We start from the raw sequence: 18,231 nt of genomic DNA, 5'->3' as shown, positions 1-18,231 counted from the left end.
AATGATTCTCAATTAGGCTCTACGCATGCACCTCATCGCCGTCAGTTCCCTTGATGCCCTCTGCCGCCAGGAAGCCTGTCAGGATTTGGCAGCAGCCCACCCCGGAAGCCTGGTGGTCATCCATGACCTCCTCGAGAACGGGCTGGTCATCCGCAGAGTGTTCGACAGCGCGGGCATCCTCGAACGCGACGAGACCGTACTCGAGCACAGCTGCCTCAGCTGTGCGGTGCGCCTGGACCTTGTGCCGGCAATAGAACGTCTCATGCCGTCGGCCACGGGCCCAATCATTATCGGCCTGCCGCCCGCCGTGCCAGCATCGGTCGGAGTTTCAGCCCTCAACCAGGGCCTCAGCCGAACGGCAACAGTTTCCTCAGCCATCCTGGCCTGCGCACCGGACGCGCTGGAGGACCACATCTGGGATTCCCACACGCTGTTCGAATCCGGATTCTCTCCCCTCGCGGACGACGACCGGACTCCCGGCGAGTTCCTGCTGGGCGAACTCGCATTCGCGGACACCGTCCTGGTGGCGGAGCCTGACATCGTTCCGGCTGATCCCGCAGGGCGGGAGCGCGGGCTGCACCTGGTTAATGAACTGGCGCCCCACGCACATGTTGCACCAAACGCGGCAGCTGTCCGTCCCGGCCTGCACCGCTTTGCTGAAGCCGCCACCCGGATGGCACCGGGCACCATCCAGGTGCGCCGGCCTGAAGCCGCTGGCGATGGATCCCCGTTCCTCACCGTGGTCCAGCATGTTGAGCGCCCCCTGCATCCGGGACGGTTCCGCCAGGCCCTGGGCACGCTTGCCGGGGGTTGCTGCGTCCTGCGTGGCCAACTGTGGGTTGCATCCGCCCCTGAATGCCGCATAGCCATCCAGGGAATCGGCCCGCGGGTCTGGCTCGAAAACCTCGGGGGTTGGCCGGAAGAACCTGCCGGGACCCGCCACGCGCATGCCCAGGCGCCGGCGGCCGCCACCGTCATAGCCGCAACCGGCGAGGACCTTGATCCTGCGGAGTTCGAGCGGCTCCTTAGGGAATGCGAGCTCACTGATGAGGAATTGGCGTCCGGTGGGGTCCTGCCCGACCCGTTCGGCCTTCGGCCCGCCAGCTGACCCGCCCACCCGTTCAACCAGCCAGTGCACACATCAAACCAACAACAAGGAGGACACCATGAAAGTCAGGAACTCACTGCGGGCACTGAAAAAGATCCCGGGCGCACAGATCGTCAGGCGCCGCGGCAGGACGTTCGTCATCAACAAGAAGAACCCCCGGATGAAAGCCCGGCAAGGATAAAGGTACGCTCTAATCCATGAACCCAGCCCCCGTCATCATCGCCATCGACGGGCGCTCGGGTGCTGGAAAGACCACTCTCGCCGTCGAACTGGCGGCCCGGCTTCGCGCCCACCACAAGGTCTCCCTGTTCCACCTGGAGGACATCTATCCCGGCTGGAACGGCCTGGCCGCCGGCGTGGAGCGCTACGTCACCACCGTCCTCGCCCCGCTGAACCGGGGCGAGGCGGCAACGTGGGTCAGCTGGGACTGGGAGAACGGCTGCGACGGCGGCCGCCGGGTCACGCTTCCCGCCGAGATCGTCATCGTTGAGGGCGTGGGGGCGGCCGCAGCAGAAGCGCGTCCGCTCCTGAACGCCATCATCTGGGCTGAGTCACCGGACGATGTCCGGCGGACCCGCGCGCTGGACCGCGACGGCGCAACATACGAACCCTACTGGGACCAATGGGCCGCACAGGAAGAGGAATGGCTTGCCGGCGACGACGTCCCGGGCTGCGCCGACGTCCGCGTGCAAAACCTGGCGGACGGCTCCGCCGTCGTTGACCTCTTGCAACTCCTCCCCTACCTCCCGGCACTGGCGCCGGTCCTCGCTCCGGAGCTCTCCGCACGCCGCGGACTGCGCCTTCTGGCCGAGCGGCTGGACCGGCTCCCGGATGCCCCGGCCCTGTTCCGCTCCCTTTACGGCGGTTCCGCCAACGCCGTCTGGCTGGACTCCTCCAACGCCGGAACTGCGGCACGGACCGCAGCGGAGCGCAGCCGCTTCAGCATCATGGCGGACGACGGCGGCACGTTCGGACAGTCGGTAAGCCACCGGTCCGGCGGAAGTCTGATCAGCACCGGTTCTGCGACCGTCAAGGTCACCGGCCCCTTTTTCCGCTGGCTGGACACGGTGTGGGGCCGCCGGGCGGTCCGCGCGCCGGAGGGCTACCCGGGCCAGTTCACCCTGGGCTGGCTGGGGTGCCTTGGCTACGAACTCAAACGTGAAACCGGCGGCTCCGACCTTCCCGCTGCCACCCCGGACGCCGCCCTGATCTTTGCCGGCCGCGCGGTGGTGCTGGACCACGCGGAAGGCACGGCCTGGCTCCTCGCCCTGGAGGCTCCGGATGCGCAGGACTGGCTGGCGACGGCGGCTGCCGCTGTCCACAACGCAACGCCCCCGGAAGCCGGCGGCAGCACCGGCGTCGTTCTTTCCGAAGCGCCCGTCTTCCGCAGCCGGGACACCGGCGAGGCGTACCGGAAGAAGATCGCGGCCGCGCAGCACGAAATTGCCGAAGGCAATACTTACGAGGTCTGCCTGACCACCACGCTGGAGGCCCAGGCTCCGGCCGCTTCCCTTGACCCGTGGCGCCTGTACCTGGCCCTGCGCAGCCGGAATCCCGCCCCCTTCGCGAGCTTCCTCCGCCTGGGTGGGCTTACTGTGGCAAGCACTTCACCCGAGCGGTTCCTGAAGATAGCGTCCGACGGCGGCATGCGCGCCGAACCGATCAAGGGAACGCGCCGCCGGGCTGCTGATCCGGAAGAGGATGCACGGCTGCGCACCGACCTCGCCACATCGCTGAAGGACCGGGCGGAGAACATCATGATCGTGGACCTGCTGCGGAACGACCTCAGCCACTTCGCGGTCCCCGGCTCTGTCACGGTCAGCAGGCTTTGTGCGATCGAGAGCTATGCCACCGTGCACCAGATGGTCAGCACTATCGACGCCCGCCTCCTGCCGGGTTCCTCTCGGGCGGAGGCAGTGGCCGCATGCTTCCCGGCAGGATCGATGACCGGGGCGCCCAAGATCAGCACCATGGCTATCCTCGACCGGCTGGAGGAAGGAGCCCGCGGGCTCTATTCCGGCGCCATCGGGTACTTCTCACTGAACGGGGCGACCGATCTCGCCGTCGCCATCCGAACCCTGGTGATCAATGCCCGGGGTGACGGAACCGCGGAACTGACGCTCGGCGTCGGCGGTGCCATCACAGCCGATTCTGTACCGGATGAGGAATACGAAGAGATCCGGACCAAGGCGTATGGCGTCCTCTCCACGCTGGGCGCGGAGTTCCCGAAGGACTGAAGTCCTGCGGTACAGCTCGTTATTGCACAGTTGCCGTCAGGCGGGCCACGTTGTCAACATACCGTGCTGCCAGCGGACGGTTCAGCCAGTCCGCGAGCCTCAGTTCATGGGAAATGTCCCGGTAGGTGTCCTCCACCGCCCTCATCTTTGTGACGATGTCAGCCCCCAACAGCATCACGGACACCTCAAGGTTCAGCGAAAAGGACCGCATGTCCATGTTGCTGGATCCCAAGACAGCCACTTCGTCGTCGATGGTGAAGTGCTTGGCGTGGAGCACAAACGGGGCCTTGTAGAGGTAGATCCGGACGCCGGCCTCCAGCAGTGCCTCGTAGTAGGAACGCTGGGCGTGGTGGACCAGGAACTGGTCACCCTTCTCGGACACGAACAGTTCCACGTCCACCCCTCGCTGTGCGGCGGTGGTGATGGCGTACAGCAGTGAATCGTCCGGCACGAAGTAGGGGCTGCAGATGGAAATGCGGTGCTGGGCCGAATAGATGAGGGTGTTGAAGAGGCGCAGGTTGTTCTCTGTGATGAATCCGGGGCCGCTGGGCACCACCTGGGCGGTGACGTTGCCCGGGCGGTGATCCACCGGCAGCTGCAGCTGGTGCTCCAGGGACTCGTCGGTTTCGCTCAGCCAGTCGGTGGCGAAGACGACATTCAGGGTGGTCACAATAGGTCCGCGCAGGCACGCCATCAGTTCCACCCACTCCCTTCCGGCCTTGCGGTGGCGGGGGTTGTTGTAGGAGGGTTCGATCAGGTTTTGGGAACCAGTGAAGGCAACTTCGCCGTCAATCACCATGATTTTGCGGTGGTTCCGGAGGTCCGGCCGGCGCCATTGGCCGTGGATGGGCATCAGGGGAAGCATCCGCTTCCACTGGATCTTGCCCGCCCTGAGTCGCTTGAGGAGCTTCCGGTAACCCTGGACCCGGAGCGTGCCGATGTGGTCGAAGAGGACCCGCACCTCCACTCCACGTTCGGCAGCTTCTTCGAGGGCGGTGAGCAGGTCGTCTGTGACATGGTCCGTGCTCATGATGTAGAACTCCGCGTTGACGAACTTCTGCGCCTTACGCACCGCTTCCGTCATGGTAAGGATGGAGTCCGGGTAGCCGGGGATGAGGTCCACTGAGTTGCCGTCCACCATGGGCAGCGACCCCAGCCTGCGGTTCAGTTCCGCGGCGGAGGTGACCCACTCCGGACCCGGGTAGTGGCTTTCGACGTCGGCCAGGGATGAGATACCGGCACGTACCCTCTCGTTGACCTCTTGCTGCTGCTCCCGGCGGCGCTTTGACAATTGGAAGTTGCCGAACAGCAGGAACAGGATGATGCCCACAAACGGGACAAAGAAGATGCCCAGCAGCCAGGCCATCGCAGTGGTGGGCCGCCGGTTTCCGGGGATGATCCCAAGTGCGAGCACCCTGATGACCAGGTCGGCGAAGCCCAGCACCACAACAACCCACACCGGCGCGGTGCCGGCAAACGAAAATGGCCACAACACGGAAAAGAACCCCCGGATAACGGGCTCCCGACGGACGGTTTCCGGCCGGGGCACTCAGCCCAGCTTATCCGCGTGGCGCCGCACTAAGCTGGAGCCATGACGTCATCTGCTTCCGTGGTTCTTGTTTTCCTTGATCCTGCATTCCCGGAGGGCCGGCTTGCCGACGCGTCCCAGCCGCAGCTGCTGGTCACGGACCAAGGTGCCACCCGCGGTGACGGTGTGTTCGAAACCATGCTCGCCGTGGGCGGAAACGTCCGGAAGATCCAGGCGCACCTGGACCGGCTGGGCGGTTCCGGGGAGGCGCTGGACCTTTCCATCCCCGGCCAGGACGAGTGGCGCAGGGCTATCGCTGCCGCCATTGCCGAGCACCGCTCACAGCACCCGCCCGCCTCGGCGACTGATGACGAGCTGGTGGTCAAGCTGGTGGTGACCCGCGGTGTGGAGGGCGCCGCTGCACCCACGGCCTGGGTGCAGGTTTCTCCAGTTGGAGCGGCGGGCCGCCGCCAGCGCGAAACCGGCATCGACGTCATCCTCCTTGACCGCGGCTATGACAGTGACGTTGCCGAGCGCGCTCCGTGGCTCCTGCTCGGCGCCAAGACTCTCTCCTACGCCGTCAACATGGCGGCGCTCCGCCACGCCCACAAGCAGGGCGCCGACGACGTCATCTTCTTCTCCTCCGATGGTCGCGTCCTGGAGGGCCCCACGTCCACTGTGCTTCTGGCCCATGTAGAGAAGTCCGACGACGGCACAACAGTCAAGCGCCTCGTCACGCCACAGCTGGACAGCGGGATCCTGGCGGGAACTTCCCAGGGCGCGCTGTTCAAGGCCGCCAAAGAGGCAGGCTGGGAGCTGGGTTACGGGCCGCTGGTGCCGCAGGACCTGCTGGACGCCGACGCCGTCTGGCTGATCTCCAGCGTGCGCCTGCTCGCCCCGGTAAACCGGATTGACGGCCAGGAGATAGGGACGCCTTCGCTGCAGAAGGAGCTCACCGCCGAGCTGAGTGAGCTTTTCGCCGGCATCCAGTAACGGCTACCCGGGAACGGTAAAGGCTCATGTCAAAGCGGGGTACCGGCGAGTTATTCCAGACGCTTGCCTGATACGGAGTCTACGCGTACAGTCTACACTGTAGATAGGCGTCAATCCCGCTGCGGGTCCTCCTTTCCAACTTTCCAAAGGACCCGGTTCCACTCCATTGCCCCGTGCACGGCATGTGAGGTCTGCTGCTGTAGCCGAACGGCGGCGCCACCGCACTTAGCGAAGGGAAGCCGTCATGGCACATTCGCAGTTCGATATTTTTCTCCGTGAAGCCACCTACCTGGACCAAGCCTCGGAATCCACGCTGGACCGTGACCGCCTGTACGGGCTCTACACCAGCTGGTGCTTCATCAACCAGCAGGTGCTCAATACAGAGGACAGCTTCTGGGCTGCCATGGGGGACAGGATCAATCCGGACCGGAACTGCCTTCGCATGAAGGGCCCAGCCGCCACGGATTACATCATGGCCAGCTATCCGGGCCTGGTCTAGCCAGGAAGGAGCGGCGTGAACCGGGGCGAAAGCCTGCGGTTCACGCCGCTTTTCATGTGCCGCTAAGACCCGCGTGTGCGAAGTTGACGTGAAAGTGGCATGACAGACAGAAACGGTTCTTGCTCCGGCGCAACCAGCCGGGCGCCGGCCCATCTGCCGCCCAAGCAGCGTATTCACTTCAGTTACGCAACATGACGACGACGGCGATGCGGCAGTGGTCGTCAGATGTTACGTTTTTGGGGAGTAATGAGTACCGGCGCCAAGCCCTGACTGGCCGGTCGGCAACCCTCCTTTCGCGGCGGGGTGCCTCAGGTGAATACTCGGCATATCGACCGATTCGAGCTGCAAGCGTGAGAGAAGGAGATCCGTCGTGTCTGACGCCCCCGCCCCTGAAGAGAAGTTGTCCTACCGCCTCATCAGCGGCCCGGACGACCGTGCATTCTGTGAGCGGATCTCAACCGCACTCGCTGAAGGCTATGTGCTGCACGGAAGCCCGGCGGTGACCTTCAACGGCACCAGCGTCATCGTGGCCCAGGCCGTGGTGCTGCCGGCCGCAATCGCCTCCGCGGACGCCGCCGTCGCCACCGCTGTTGACGACCTTGAAGCTGCCAACGAGGACCTCGAGTTCGACGGCGAGGGCCACGCATGAGCTACGCCGGAGACCTGACGCCGCAGGAAGCCTGGGCCAAGCTTGAGCAGGGCGCCATCCTGGTGGATGTGCGCACCGAGGGCGAATGGGCCCACATCGGCATCCCGGACACAAAGGCCACGGACAACGATCCGTTGTTCATCCAGTGGACGTTCCCCGGCGGCATCCCCAACCCGGACTTCCTCAAGGACCTGAGCCAGCAGACGCCGGAAGACTCGACCACGGAACTGCTGTTCATCTGCCGCTCAGGCCAGCGCTCCATCTCGGCCGCCATCGCAGCAACGCAGGCCGGCTTCACCTCCTACAACGTCCTGGAGGGCTTCGAAGGCGAGCCGGACCGCTACGGCGAACGCACCGTCAACGGCTGGAAGAACCGCGGCCTGCCGACCAACCTGGGAAAGAACTAAGTGACCTTCAATAACGACGCCGCCGGCTGGAGCCCCGATACCCAGGCCGTCCGCGGCGGGCTGGACCGAACCAACTTTCAGGAAACGTCCGAAGCAGTTTTCGTCAACTCTGGTTTTGTGTACGAGTCCGCCGCCGCTGCAGAACGCGCTTTCACCGGCGAGGACGAGCGCTTCGTCTACTCCCGTTACGGCAACCCTTCGGTGGCCACGTTTCAGGAGCGGCTCCGCCTGCTGGAGGGCACCGAGGCATGCTTTGCGACGGCGTCCGGCATGTCCGCCGTCTTCACCGCCTTGGGTGCGTTGCTGGCTGCCGGGGACCGCGTGGTTGCCGCCCGCTCGCTCTTCGGTTCGTGCTTCGTCATCCTGAACGAAATCCTGCCGCGGTGGGGTGTGGAAACCGTGTTCGTGGACGGCCCGGACCTGGAGCAGTGGCGCGCTGCCCTGTCCCAGCCCACCACCGCGGTCTTCTTCGAATCCCCCTCAAATCCCATGCAGGAGATCGTGGATATTGCCGCGGTCAGCGACCTTGCGCACGCTGCCGGGGCCACCGTCGTCGTCGACAACGTCTTTGCCACTCCCCTGCTCCAGCGCTGCGGCCAGCTGGGCGCCGACGTCATTGTCTACTCCGGCACCAAGCACATCGACGGCCAGGGCCGGGTCATGGGCGGCGCCATCCTGGGCACCAAGGAGTACATTGAGGGCCCGGTCAAGCAGCTGATGCGCCACACCGGCCCGTCGCTGTCGCCGTTCAACGCGTGGGTGCTGACCAAGGGCCTGGAGACCATGGCGCTGCGCGTCAACCACTCCTCCGCCACCGCCCTCCGGCTCGCTGAATGGCTGGAGCAGCAGCCTGCCGTGAGCTGGGTTAAGTACCCGCTGCTGAAGTCGCACCCGCAGTACGAACTTGCAGCGAAGCAGATGCGCGCCGGCGGCACGGTGCTCACCCTGGAGCTCGCCCCGTCCGGCGGCCGCTCGGGCAAGGAAGCCGCCTTCGCGCTGCTGGACGGGCTGCGGATCATCGACATCTCCAACAACCTGGGCGATTCGAAGTCCCTGATCACGCACCCCGCCACCACCACGCACCGCGCCATGGGGCCGGAGGGGCGGGCTGCCATCGGCCTCAGCGACGGCGTGGTGCGCCTGTCCGTCGGGCTCGAGGACGCCGAGGACCTGATCCGCGACCTCGAACAGGCCCTGAAGCAGATCTAGCTTTTACCCCGCGGGGCATCGTCCGGCTGGAGCTCCAGCCGGACGTCCACCCCGTCGCCCGCGCTGATCCGGGCTTTGTCCCGCACTGCCTTCTTCACCGGCAGCAGGTACGAGCCCATCTTCTTGTCCGGAAAAATCGACGTCTGCCAGCTGTGGCCTGCAATTTCCACAGTCACCTTGACCGAGCCGAAGGCCTTGTTACTGGTGGCGCTTTGCTCCGCGATATCGTCGGCCACATCCGGCGGCAGCGTGAGGAAGTGCCAGGCCGCTTCCCCGGGATAGAGCCAGAGCTCGGCGTGGAAGGAGTACGACGGCGTCACGCGCCGAGTATGGCACGTCGCCTTCCTTTATGCCACGGCTCTTCACCCCAAAATGTCGTACCCTCCTGCCAGGCTTTGAGTATGAACACGGAAGCGGTCACGGACGCGGGAGGTGGTGGCGGTATTGCTGCTGCTGTGGCGTTGGTGGCTGGTTTTGTTGAAGGGGTTGCTGGCGTTGTGGCCGGTGGTCCGGGCGCGGTTTCCGATGATGTAGCCGCTGATGGTGTTGATCCGTTGCGGCGGTATGCCGGCGACTGTTTGGACGGGTTGGCGCTGATTGCCAGGATCGAGGCTGCGGCTGCCGCGGTGAAGGTGCGGCTGGTGGCCGGATACGCGGAGGCTGCCGCTGCCTTGGAGGAACCGGCCTGCAGTTCCCAGTGGGCGGCCGGGCAGCAGATGGCTGTGGTCGCGGAGGTCGCCTGCGTCCTGACGATCGGGGAGCGGGCGGCGGGTGCGCTGGTCGGTGCGGCGGGTGCGTTGACGGCTCGTTGCCGGCGGCTTTGGATGCGTTGCAGGCCGGGGCGGTGTCGTGGCAGAACGCCCAGGTCCTGGTGGACGAGGCCACGGGCCTGGACGCTGCGGGTTTGGCGGCCCTGGAGGCACGCTTCCTGGGCGTGGATGGACTTGGCGCGGGCCTTGAGGGTGCCGGCGCTGGGGGTGTTGCGGGGGAGTTGCCGCCGGCGCGGTTGCGGCGGAAGGTGCGGTCGTGGCGGGAACGCCACCATCCCGAATCGATCGGGACCCGTCACGCCACGGCGGTGGCGGGCCGGCGGATGGAATACTCACCGGACCGGGAGGGGATGGGCTGGGTCTCGCTGTTCCTGCCCGCCGATAAAGCCAATGCCGTGTGGACGCGGACCAGGGCCCTGGCCCGCGGACTGCAGGGCCCGGACGAGGCCCGCACGCTTTCCCAGTTGATGGCTGATCTCGGTGCCGCCGCGCTCCTTGGTGCGCCGGCCCGTGCCGGCCCGGCGGGCGGTCCGGCGGGTGGCCCTGTGGTGGTGCCGTCCCCGCAGGCGCAGGTGCTGGTGACTGTCCCGGTGTTCTCCCTGCTCGGGCTCACGGATGAACCCGCGGTCCTGGACGGCCAGGGCCCGGTCCCGGCGTCGATGGCCAGGAAGCTCGTTGCCGAGGGGGCGGGGTCGTTTTACCGGGTGCTGGTGGATCCGCGGGACGGGGCCCCGTTGGAGATCGGCCGGACCAGTTACCGGTTGACGAAGGCGATGCGGAAGTGGCTTCGGCTCGGGGATGGCCAGTGCCCGTTCCCGGGGTGCAGCAACTCCTCGCTGGACAACGAAGCCGACCACCTGCTCGCCTGGCACCACGGCGGCGCCACCGGAAGCAGCAACCTCGGACAGCCCTGCCCCAGGCACCACCGGATGAAACACACCAGCCGCTGGAAACCCACCCCGGCAACAAAAAACCAACCACCCGGCTGGACCTCACCCGCCGGCCGGCCCAACAAGAGCGAACACCAGGACTGGGAACCACCACACTGGCCACAAATGCTGAAGCTGCGAAGGGCGCGCCTGGGAGAAAGCTTCCTGGAGCAGGAGCTGGAACGCTGCCTGGCTGCGGCGTGCACCTAAACCAATGCCGTGCGCCTATACCAATGGGGGCACCTAAACCTGGAGGCACCCAGACCACGCAGGCACCTGCGTGGTCTGGGTGACCCGGACACTTCATCCCGCCCGTTGACCCTCGCGCTGGCGCGGAGTACCTTCGGCCTCATCCAGCCGGGCCGGCCTGACGTAAGAGTCGGCAGCAGCGGGCAGCCCGGAGGCTGGCTACAGGTATCGAGGAGGCCAGACATGCACCAGGTGAAGCCGTACCACAGGGCAGGGGCGGTGATTACTGCCGCAAGCGTGTGCTGGGGAGTGGGAATCTCGATGGTGGGCAATGTCCACTCCACAAAGGACGCAGCCGCCAGGCTGGCGATGCTGGAGCGCCACCGCCGGCTCTGGGTTCTTGGCCAGTTCCTGGCCGCAGCGGGAACAGCGGCCGCACCCATTGGTTTCGCCAGGTTTGCCCAGCAGCTAAGGTCCCAACCGGCAACGAGTTCCGGACCGGCGAAGGAGCTTGCGGCCGTATCGGCCGCTGCAATGCTCGCGGGCAGCCCGCTTTTCGTCGTTGCCCTGGCAGGCAGAGCCGCAGACACTCGTAAGTTCGCCTACCGGGAGGGCGCCAGCTGGCCGTTCCTCAGCTACGCAGGCCTGCAGACAGCCGGCATTGGAACTCTGGGGACAGCGCTTCTGCTGTCTCCGTTGAAAGGGCCCGCGGCCGTGGGCAGCGCCGCCAGCGCTCCCCTCTTCGCAGCCATTCTCGTGCGCTTCAAGGACCTTCCCCCGTTCGTTTTCTACATGCTGGAACTGGCCGTGGGTATCAAGCTCCTGCGCTACCAGGCAGCCGGGACGGACCGGCTTTAACCGCCAACGGCCAACCTAGGGCTGCCGCACACGCAACAGGTCCGGAACGGCGTCAACTTCCGAAAGGTCCAGGGCGCCGCGCATGGTGACATTGATGGCGTGCCGCACCACTGCCCCGAACCCCATGTCTTCAGGCGGTGGCCCTGCCAGCAACTGGTCCCGTACCCGGCGTTGTTCCGCTGCCCCTGTCCCCCGGGTGATGATGGCTTCCACACCTTGCCGGGCCAAGTCGAGTTCGCCCTGCTCATCCAGCACCGGGGCGAGGTAGTCCACCAGGGCACGCACCACATCGGCGGCAGGGGCAGGCCGGAAGCTGCCAAAGTCCAGGAGTTCACCTTCGAGCCCGGAGCTGCTCGCCTGCCAGGACGCCATCCTCAACAACACGGTTGGCACGGGCACGGGATCGACGCCGTCCCGCCACTCCCTGCTGGCGGTCTCCACCAGGGCACGGACAAGGAGGGCAAGCAGGGCGGCGTCCTCGGCCCTCAGGCAGACGTCCGCCACCCGGACCTCTACCGTGGGATGGTTCCGGGATAGCCGGGCGTCGAAATACAGCATCCCTTCATCCAGCATCACGCCCGTCTCCAGCAGCCTGGTGACCAGGCGGCGGTAGGCGGGATACGTACCGTAGACACCCGCCGGCCCCGCGGTCGGCCAGCGGTACCAGGCCTGCGTGCGGTAGCTCTCGAAGCCGGTCTGGAGCCCATTCCAGAACGGTGAATTGGCACTGAGGGCCGTCACCACAGCGAGCTTGTCCCGGATGCGGTCCAGAACCGCCACGCCTTCTTCCGGCGATTCAATATACGTGTGGACGTGGAAGCCGCAGGTCAGCTGCTCCTGGGCAGTCAGCCCGAAGCGTTCCAGCATCCTCGCATAACGCGGGTCAGGGGTGGTGTGGCTGTTCAAGCCCAGGGGCGAGGTGGCAAGTGCCGCGACGCGGGCGCCGTTCTTCTGCGCCGCCTGGTCAGCAAGCGTCCTCCCGGCCCTGATCTGTTCCAGCAGGTTGCCGTACTCCAGGCAGGGCCGTGTCTGGGTCTCAATCTGCTCAAGCTTCAGCTCGGCACTCAGGCCCATTTCGTCGTCGTCGTAAACCGTCCTGTCCTCGGTACCGAGCGCATGCGGATCCGGCGCGGAATCGTCGGAAGCAACGCGCCGCCCGGACAGCAGTGCATCGGCCAGGGCAAGCGGCTCCCCAGTCTCCGGATCAACGATCAGGAGCTCTTCTTCCACGCCGAATGTACGCATACTCACATTCTGCGACAGGGAAGGGGTATTTGAGGCGGCCCCGCGGTTCATGACGAACCGTTAATGCTCAGTCCTGGAAGTACTCCACCTTGGCGCCGATGGTGTTCAGCCTTTCAGCCAGGTCCTCGTAGCCGCGCTCAATGACGTAGATGTTCCGCAGCTCGGAAACCCCTCGGGCGGCGAGCATTGCCAGCAGCAGGCACGCTGCCGGCCGAAGTGCCGGCGGGCAACCGACCTCGGCGGCGCGCCACTTTGTTGGTCCGTTGACATAGATCCGGTGCGGATCCAGCAACTGCACCTGTGCCCCCAGCCGGTTCAGCTCCGTCAGGTAAATGGCCCGGTTCTCATAGACCCAGTCGTGGATCATGGTCTGGCCGGTGGCGTTGGCGGCGATGACCGCAAAGAACGGCAGGTTGTCGATATTTAGCCCGGGGAAAGGCATCGGGTGGATCTTGTCCTCCGGCGCCCGCAGCTCCGATGGCTTGGTGGTGACGTCCACCAGCCGGGTACGGCCGTTACGCGCCATGTACTCGCCCGAAATTTCCAGCTGCTGGCCCATCTGGCCCAACGTTGCCAACTCAATTTCCATGAACTCAATGGGCACGCGGCGGACCGTCACCTCGGAATTGGTGACGATCCCGGCGGTGATAAGGCTCATGGCCTCGATGGGGTCCTCGGACGGGAAGTATTCGATCTCGGCGTCGATGACGGGACGGCCGGTGATTTTCAGCGTTGTTGTGCCCACGCCGTCGATGGTCACGCCCAGCATCTGCAGATAGAAGCAGAGGTCCTGCACCATGTAATTGGGGCTGGCGTTGCGGATAACCGTGGTTCCCTCGCGGTGGGCAGCTGCCATAATCGCATTCTCGGTAACGGTATCCCCGCGCTCGGTGAGGACGAAGGAACGGTCCTGGGCGTCCGCGGGCGGTGCCTGGACGGTGTAGAAGCCGGCAGTCGCTTCCACCGAAAGTCCGAACTGGCGAAGGGCCTGCATGTGCGGCTCGACCGTGCGGGTCCCAAGGTCACAGCCTCCGGCATAGGGAAGCCGGTATTCCGCCGTCTCGTCCAGCAAGGGACCCAGCAGCATGATCACGCTGCGGGTCCTGCGGGCGGCATCCACATCCATTGCACCGAGGTCCAGGACGGCCGGGCGGCGCAGCCTCAGGTCCGTGTCATTCAGCCAGTTGCACTCCACGCCGATGCTGGTCAGCACCTCAACGATCCGGTTGACTTCCTCGATCCGGGCCAACCGGCGGAGTACCGTGGTTCCGCGGTTGATCAGGCTGGCACAGAGAAGTGCCACGCCGGCGTTCTTGCTGCTGTTTACATCAACGGCGCCGGACAGGGTTCGTCCGCCCTCCACACGCAGGTGCGTCATCTGGGGTTTGCCCACGTTGACGATGCTCCTCTCGAAGATGCTTTCCAGGCGCTGGATCATCTTCAAGCTCAGGTTTTGCTTCCCCTGCTCCATCCGGGCGACGGCGCTCTGGCTGGTTCCCAGCTCGGCTGCCAACTGGCCCTGGGTCCAGCCCTTCTCGTTCCGGGCATCCCGCAGCATGGCGGCAACGTGCTCAGTAGTTTCCTGCGTCATGCTGCAAATATATCATGAATGAGCTATTTTAGCCTGGCTCGAACACATTGTCGGGAAAATTACCCGCCTTTACCCACTACATGCGATAGAAGATTCTTGAGAATAAATCCCCATTCTTGAGCATCCGGTCCTTGTTCCGCCAGCGCCCCGGCAGGACACTGGAATTGAACGGTTCTCCCAGCAACAACGGAGCCAGCATGCCCCGGTCCCAGCCCCACTCCCACCCATCCCCGCTCAGGGTGGCCTGGCTGCTGCTGGCAGCAGTACTGCTGCTTGTCGCAGGGGGTCCTGCTTCCGCGGCACCGTCCCCGGGCGAGGGCGGCCAGTCGAGGCTCGGCAATGACGTCTCCTGGCCACAGTGCAACAAGGAACTGCCGAAGGGGCAGGCTTTCGGCATCGTCGGCGTCAACAACGGACTGGCCAACAACACCAACCCTTGCCTGAAGGAACAGCTCCACTGGGCAGCCGCCTCGCCAGGCCTCCCCACCCAGCCGGCCGTGTCGCTGTACGTCAACACGGCGAATCCGGGCAGCGCGGGATCCTGGTGGCCGGTGAGCGATGAGTACCCCATTGGGCGGACGGTCCAGAACCCCTACGGCCCCTGCAGCGAAGGGGATTACGGCGCGGCCTGCGCCTACATGTACGGCTACGCCAAGGCCTACGACGACGCCTACATCCGCGGGATCAGCAACCCCGCCGACTACGTCTGGTGGCTGGACGTGGAAACCGAAAACAGCTGGTCCGGCGACAAGGACGCGAACCGGGCAGTCCTGGAGGGCATGACCGACTTCTTCCATAGCATCGACGTCAAGGGCGTTGGCATCTACTCCACCTCGCTGCAGTGGGGCCGGATCGTCGGAACTGTCAGCAGCTCCAGCAACCTCTACCCGCTGCCGAGCTGGCTGGCCGGCTCCCGCAACGCCTACCGGGCCGCAAGCGCCTGCTCAAAGGCTCCGTTGACACGCGGCGGCAAGGTGGTCCTGACGCAGTTCGTGTCAGGTGGCTTCGACTACAACTACGCGTGCAAGTAGGAACTTAGCTCCCCAGCCACACCATGTTCCACGTGCCGGCAGAGACTGCTGCCACAACTGCGAGTCCTGCCATCAGCAAGCCGCCTGACAGCACCCACGCATCCAGCGCACTGTAGGTGGAGGCGCGGGCCCAGGTGCGGGTCCCGCCGCCGAAGCCACGGGCCTCCATGGTGACGGCCAGCCTGGACGCCCGGCGGATGGCCTGCACCAGGAGGCCGAAACTCTGCCCCAGCGTGGCTTTCACCCGCTGGACCGCGTTGCCCCGGGAGCCTACGCCCCGGGCGCGGCGTGCCATGCCGATGGTCTGCCATTCCTCCGCCATCAGGCCCACGAGGCGCATGGCGGCCAGGGTACCCAGGACGAACCGGTGGGGCAGGTGTGCTTTCTGCGCCAGCGCGTCGGCGAGGTCGGTGGGATCAGTACAACTCATCAGCAGGACCGCGGGCAGCGCGATGGCCAGGCCGCGGAGCATGAACCCCACCCCCATCTCCAGGGAACCTTCGCTCATGGTCCAGATGCCGGCGTCGATGAGCGTCCTCCCGCTGTCCGGCGCCAGGATGGAGGTGCTCCAGCCACCCACGGCGGCGGCGACGATCAGCGGCCACCCACGCTGCCAGAGCAGTGTGAGCGTGAGGCCGGCAAGGGGGAACAGCAAGAACTCGAAGGCCAACGCCACCGAGGCCGACACCCAGTCGATGGACAGCGCCAGTACAACGGTGATGAGGACGACGGCGGCCAGCTTGCTGAGCGGATTGGCGCGGGTCAGCAGGGCGTGGTTGCCGCGCAGGTTCAGTTCCTGCCTCACAGGGCCACCTTTTCCGTCGTTGCCAGCTTCAGCTCTGTCCCGCCCAGGGCGGCGGTGAACTCGGTGTCGTGGGTCACGGACACTACGGCGGTGCCGGAATCAAGCAGTTCGGAGAGGAAGGACGCCAGCTCGGCCCAGGTGTTGGCGTCCTGGCCAAACGTCGGCTCGTCCAGAACCAGCACCTGCGGGCTGGCCGCAAGGACGGTTGCCACGGAGAGCCGCCGCTTCTCCCCGCCGGAGAGGGTGTAGGGGTTGGCATCCACCAGGGATGTGAGCCGCAGCCGCTCCAGCAGTTCGTCGACGCGGTCCTCGCCGTGGCCCAGGTGCCGCGGTCCGAACAGCAGCTCATCCAGCACCCGGCCGGTGACGAACTGGTGCTCCGGCTCCTGGAACACCGTTCCCACCCGCTCGATCAGCTGCTCGGCCTTCCATTTGTAGGGGTCAATCCCCGCGCCCCGGCTCAGGTCGGTCGCTGCCGAGACCTTTCCGGCGACCGGCTCCAGCAGCCCCGCGAGGGTCAGAGCAAAGGTCGACTTCCCCGCGCCGTTGGGCCCGGTAATTGCGAGCGCCTGCCCGGCCCGGACCTGCGCGGAGATGCCCTCCTGCACGGGGACCGGCGGAATTTTCCGGAATCCGCTGCGGCGGGGACGTTCCCTGGACACGGCCACTTTCTCCGCGGCCAGCAGGAGGTTTCCCGTGCCGGGGGCAGGAACCGCGGCACGCGCACGCGTGGCCGGCAGGTAACCGGGCACCCATACCCCGGCTCCCACCAGCATGGCGCGAGCCTCGCCAAGCACCCGGTCCGGCGGTCCGTCAAGGAGCACGGCGGGATCAGCGGCCGAGCCTGGCTGCAAGACCACAATCCGGTCCACCAGGTCCTTCCACACCGACACCCGGTGCTCCACCACCACCAGCGTTGCCCCGGTTTTGTCCAGGCAGCGTTCCACGGCGGCACGGACCTCGAGCACTCCTGCCGGGTCGAGGTTCGCGGTTGGCTCGTCCAGCAGAATCAACCCGGGGCGCATGGCAAGGATGCCCGCCAGGGCAAGGCGCTGTTTCTGCCCGCCGGACAGCGCCGACGTGGGGTGGTCCAGTGGCAGGTGGGAAAGCCCGACGTCGGCCAGCGCCTCGTGGACGCGGGTCCAGATGGCGCCGCGGGGGACGGCGAGGTTCTCTGCGCCGAAGGCGACGTCGTCCCCAACCCTCGAGAGGACCACCTGCGTTTCGGGGTCCTGCTGCATCAGGCCAGCGCGGCCGCGCTGCCCCCGGGGGGACCCGCCGTCGACCAGCAGCGAACCCGACTCGTCGGAATCGCTGGCCTCGCCGTCGTCGTTCGCATCACCCAGGACTCCGGCCAGGGCATGGAGCAGCGTGGACTTGCCGGCGCCGGAGGGGCCCAGCAGGAGCACCCGCTCCCCCGGCCTGATGTCCAGGTCAAGGCCGTGGACGGCGGGCTTGGGGCGGCCGGCGTGCCGCCAGCCCCAGCCGCGGGCAGTGACGGCGGCGGGACGCACGGCCCCGGCCACGCCCTCGTGGATTGGCGCCTGCATCAGGAGAAGACGGGCTCCGTTGCCGCCTTCCGGGAAGCGAAGGAGCTCAGGACGCCGGTCCTGGCCAGGCCGCGGGTGGCAATCCAGGACAGGGCGCCGGCGATGACCGCGCCGGAAATCGCGGTGAAGATGATGTAAGCCAGCTTGTCGCCGGCCGGGTAGGCGATGTTCCAGCCCCACGGCGCGAAGGAGTCGTTCAGGCCGCAAAAGAGGCCGGCGGCGGCACCGGCGAGCAGCGCGACCGGCAAGTTGAACTTCTTGTAGACGAAGACCGCGAAGATGATCTCGGCGCCGAGGCCCTGGACGAGGCCGGAGAACAGGACCGACGCGCCGTACTGTGAGCCCATCAGGAGCTCACCAGTGGCTGCGACGGTCTCGCAGAACAAGGCGGCGCCGGGCTTGCGGATGATGAGCATGCCCAGCACTGCCGGGATCATCCAGCCACCGGCAATCAGGCCGGTGAGCGGCGGGTAAACGGCGTTCATGGGCCCGGATACTGCGGCTGCTCCCTGGGACCATGCCCAGAAAATGACGCCGCCAGCGATGGCGATCAGGGCCGCCACCACGATGTCCACGACCCGCCAGGACTTGCTGGTGGTCTTCTTGATTGCTGCAGTGCTCATGGAATCCTCC

The 18,231-nt window shown here is 66.1% G+C and carries 17 protein-coding genes, 1 pseudogene and 1 riboswitch; of the genes and pseudogenes, 11 read left to right on the top strand and 7 right to left on the bottom strand.

Annotation, left to right across the window (positions count from 1 at the left end; translation table 11 throughout):
* Window positions 1-25: 25 nt before the first annotated feature.
* Genes AC5RUU_RS12530 through pabB form a run of 3 tightly spaced genes read left to right on the top strand, consistent with a single transcriptional unit; the run spans window position 26 to window position 3,345 of the window.
* Window positions 26-1,108, top strand: coding sequence for a GTP-binding protein (locus AC5RUU_RS12530; RefSeq protein WP_493975529.1), 1,083 nt, complete (start codon window positions 26-28; stop codon window positions 1,106-1,108).
* Between the two features lie 58 nt (window positions 1,109-1,166).
* A complete protein-coding gene (gene ykgO, locus AC5RUU_RS12525) occupies window positions 1,167-1,289 on the top strand; it encodes a type B 50S ribosomal protein L36 (protein ID WP_011693081.1) in 123 nt (40 codons plus the stop codon).
* Between the two features lie 16 nt (window positions 1,290-1,305).
* The gene (pabB, locus tag AC5RUU_RS12520; protein WP_493975528.1) at window positions 1,306-3,345 is read left to right on the top strand and encodes an aminodeoxychorismate synthase component I; all 2,040 of its coding nucleotides are present in this window, start codon (window positions 1,306-1,308) and stop codon (window positions 3,343-3,345) included.
* A 19-nt stretch (window positions 3,346-3,364) separates the two neighbouring features.
* Here pabB and cls read toward each other — a convergent pair whose 3' ends face one another.
* A complete protein-coding gene (gene cls / locus AC5RUU_RS12515; RefSeq protein WP_493975527.1) occupies window positions 3,365-4,840 on the bottom strand; it encodes a cardiolipin synthase in 1,476 nt (491 codons plus the stop codon).
* 96 nt (window positions 4,841-4,936) lie between these two features.
* Between cls and AC5RUU_RS12510 the strand changes: the two genes are divergently transcribed.
* The 5 genes from AC5RUU_RS12510 to AC5RUU_RS12490 all read left to right on the top strand — a co-directional run bounded on the left by AC5RUU_RS12510 (window position 4,937) and on the right by AC5RUU_RS12490 (window position 8,630).
* Window positions 4,937-5,866, top strand: coding sequence for an aminodeoxychorismate lyase (locus AC5RUU_RS12510; protein WP_493975526.1), 930 nt, complete (start codon window positions 4,937-4,939; stop codon window positions 5,864-5,866).
* A gap of 244 nt (window positions 5,867-6,110) precedes the next feature.
* Complete coding sequence (locus tag AC5RUU_RS12505) at window positions 6,111-6,365, top strand: hypothetical protein (RefSeq protein ID WP_493975525.1); 255 nt, start codon at window positions 6,111-6,113, stop codon at window positions 6,363-6,365.
* Window positions 6,366-6,607: 242 nt separating this feature from the next.
* Window positions 6,608-6,722, top strand: a riboswitch (SAM riboswitch).
* Between the two features lie 13 nt (window positions 6,723-6,735).
* Entirely contained in the window at window positions 6,736-7,014 is a 279-nt protein-coding gene (locus AC5RUU_RS12500; RefSeq protein WP_493975524.1) for a DUF1737 domain-containing protein, read from the top strand.
* On the top strand, window positions 7,011-7,421 hold the full coding sequence (locus tag AC5RUU_RS12495) for a rhodanese-like domain-containing protein (protein WP_493975523.1): 411 nt from the start codon (window positions 7,011-7,013) through the stop codon (window positions 7,419-7,421). Before AC5RUU_RS12500 ends, AC5RUU_RS12495 begins: the two co-directional genes overlap by 4 nt.
* A complete protein-coding gene (locus tag AC5RUU_RS12490; protein ID WP_493975522.1) occupies window positions 7,422-8,630 on the top strand; it encodes an O-succinylhomoserine sulfhydrylase in 1,209 nt (402 codons plus the stop codon).
* Here the strand turns inward: AC5RUU_RS12490 and AC5RUU_RS12485 are convergent.
* A complete protein-coding gene (locus AC5RUU_RS12485; protein ID WP_493975521.1) occupies window positions 8,627-8,950 on the bottom strand; it encodes a DUF1905 domain-containing protein in 324 nt (107 codons plus the stop codon). The genes AC5RUU_RS12490 and AC5RUU_RS12485 overlap by 4 nt on opposite strands.
* An 81-nt stretch (window positions 8,951-9,031) precedes the next feature.
* Here AC5RUU_RS12485 and AC5RUU_RS12480 point away from each other — a divergent pair.
* Window positions 9,032-10,539 (top strand): annotated as a pseudogene (locus AC5RUU_RS12480) (HNH endonuclease signature motif containing protein).
* Window positions 10,540-10,761: 222 nt separating this feature from the next.
* On the top strand, window positions 10,762-11,376 hold the full coding sequence (locus AC5RUU_RS12475) for a hypothetical protein (RefSeq protein ID WP_493975520.1): 615 nt from the start codon (window positions 10,762-10,764) through the stop codon (window positions 11,374-11,376).
* 15 nt (window positions 11,377-11,391) lie between these two features.
* Here AC5RUU_RS12475 and AC5RUU_RS12470 read toward each other — a convergent pair whose 3' ends face one another.
* Together AC5RUU_RS12470 and AC5RUU_RS12465 are read right to left on the bottom strand one after the other, a co-directional pair.
* Window positions 11,392-12,621 carry a glutamate--cysteine ligase gene (locus AC5RUU_RS12470; RefSeq protein WP_493975519.1) on the bottom strand — a complete coding sequence of 410 codons (1,230 nt, stop codon included), beginning with the start codon at window positions 12,619-12,621 and terminating at the stop codon, window positions 11,392-11,394.
* 67 nt (window positions 12,622-12,688) lie between these two features.
* Window positions 12,689-14,212, bottom strand: a complete 1,524-nt coding sequence (locus tag AC5RUU_RS12465; protein WP_493975518.1) for a UDP-N-acetylglucosamine 1-carboxyvinyltransferase — start codon at window positions 14,210-14,212, stop codon at window positions 12,689-12,691.
* Window positions 14,213-14,409: 197 nt separating this feature from the next.
* Between AC5RUU_RS12465 and AC5RUU_RS12460 the strand changes: the two genes are divergently transcribed.
* Window positions 14,410-15,243, top strand: a complete 834-nt coding sequence (locus AC5RUU_RS12460; protein ID WP_493975517.1) for a glycoside hydrolase family 25 domain-containing protein — start codon at window positions 14,410-14,412, stop codon at window positions 15,241-15,243.
* A gap of 4 nt (window positions 15,244-15,247) precedes the next feature.
* Here AC5RUU_RS12460 and AC5RUU_RS12455 read toward each other — a convergent pair whose 3' ends face one another.
* The 3 genes from AC5RUU_RS12455 to AC5RUU_RS12445 are packed head-to-tail and all read right to left on the bottom strand — an operon-like array spanning window position 15,248 to window position 18,221.
* Entirely contained in the window at window positions 15,248-16,048 is an 801-nt protein-coding gene (locus tag AC5RUU_RS12455) for an energy-coupling factor transporter transmembrane component T family protein (protein ID WP_493975516.1), read from the bottom strand.
* A complete protein-coding gene (locus AC5RUU_RS12450; protein ID WP_493975515.1) occupies window positions 16,045-17,598 on the bottom strand; it encodes an ABC transporter ATP-binding protein in 1,554 nt (517 codons plus the stop codon). Before AC5RUU_RS12450 ends, AC5RUU_RS12455 begins: the two co-directional genes overlap by 4 nt.
* Entirely contained in the window at window positions 17,598-18,221 is a 624-nt protein-coding gene (locus AC5RUU_RS12445) for an ECF transporter S component (protein WP_493975514.1), read from the bottom strand. Before AC5RUU_RS12445 ends, AC5RUU_RS12450 begins: the two co-directional genes overlap by 1 nt.
* Window positions 18,222-18,231 lie beyond the last annotated feature (10 nt).

This window comes from Arthrobacter sp. K4-10C, from assembly GCF_059090085.1.
The sequence above is the reverse complement of the archived record's forward strand: the minus strand, read 5'-3'. Positions and strand labels throughout refer to the sequence as shown.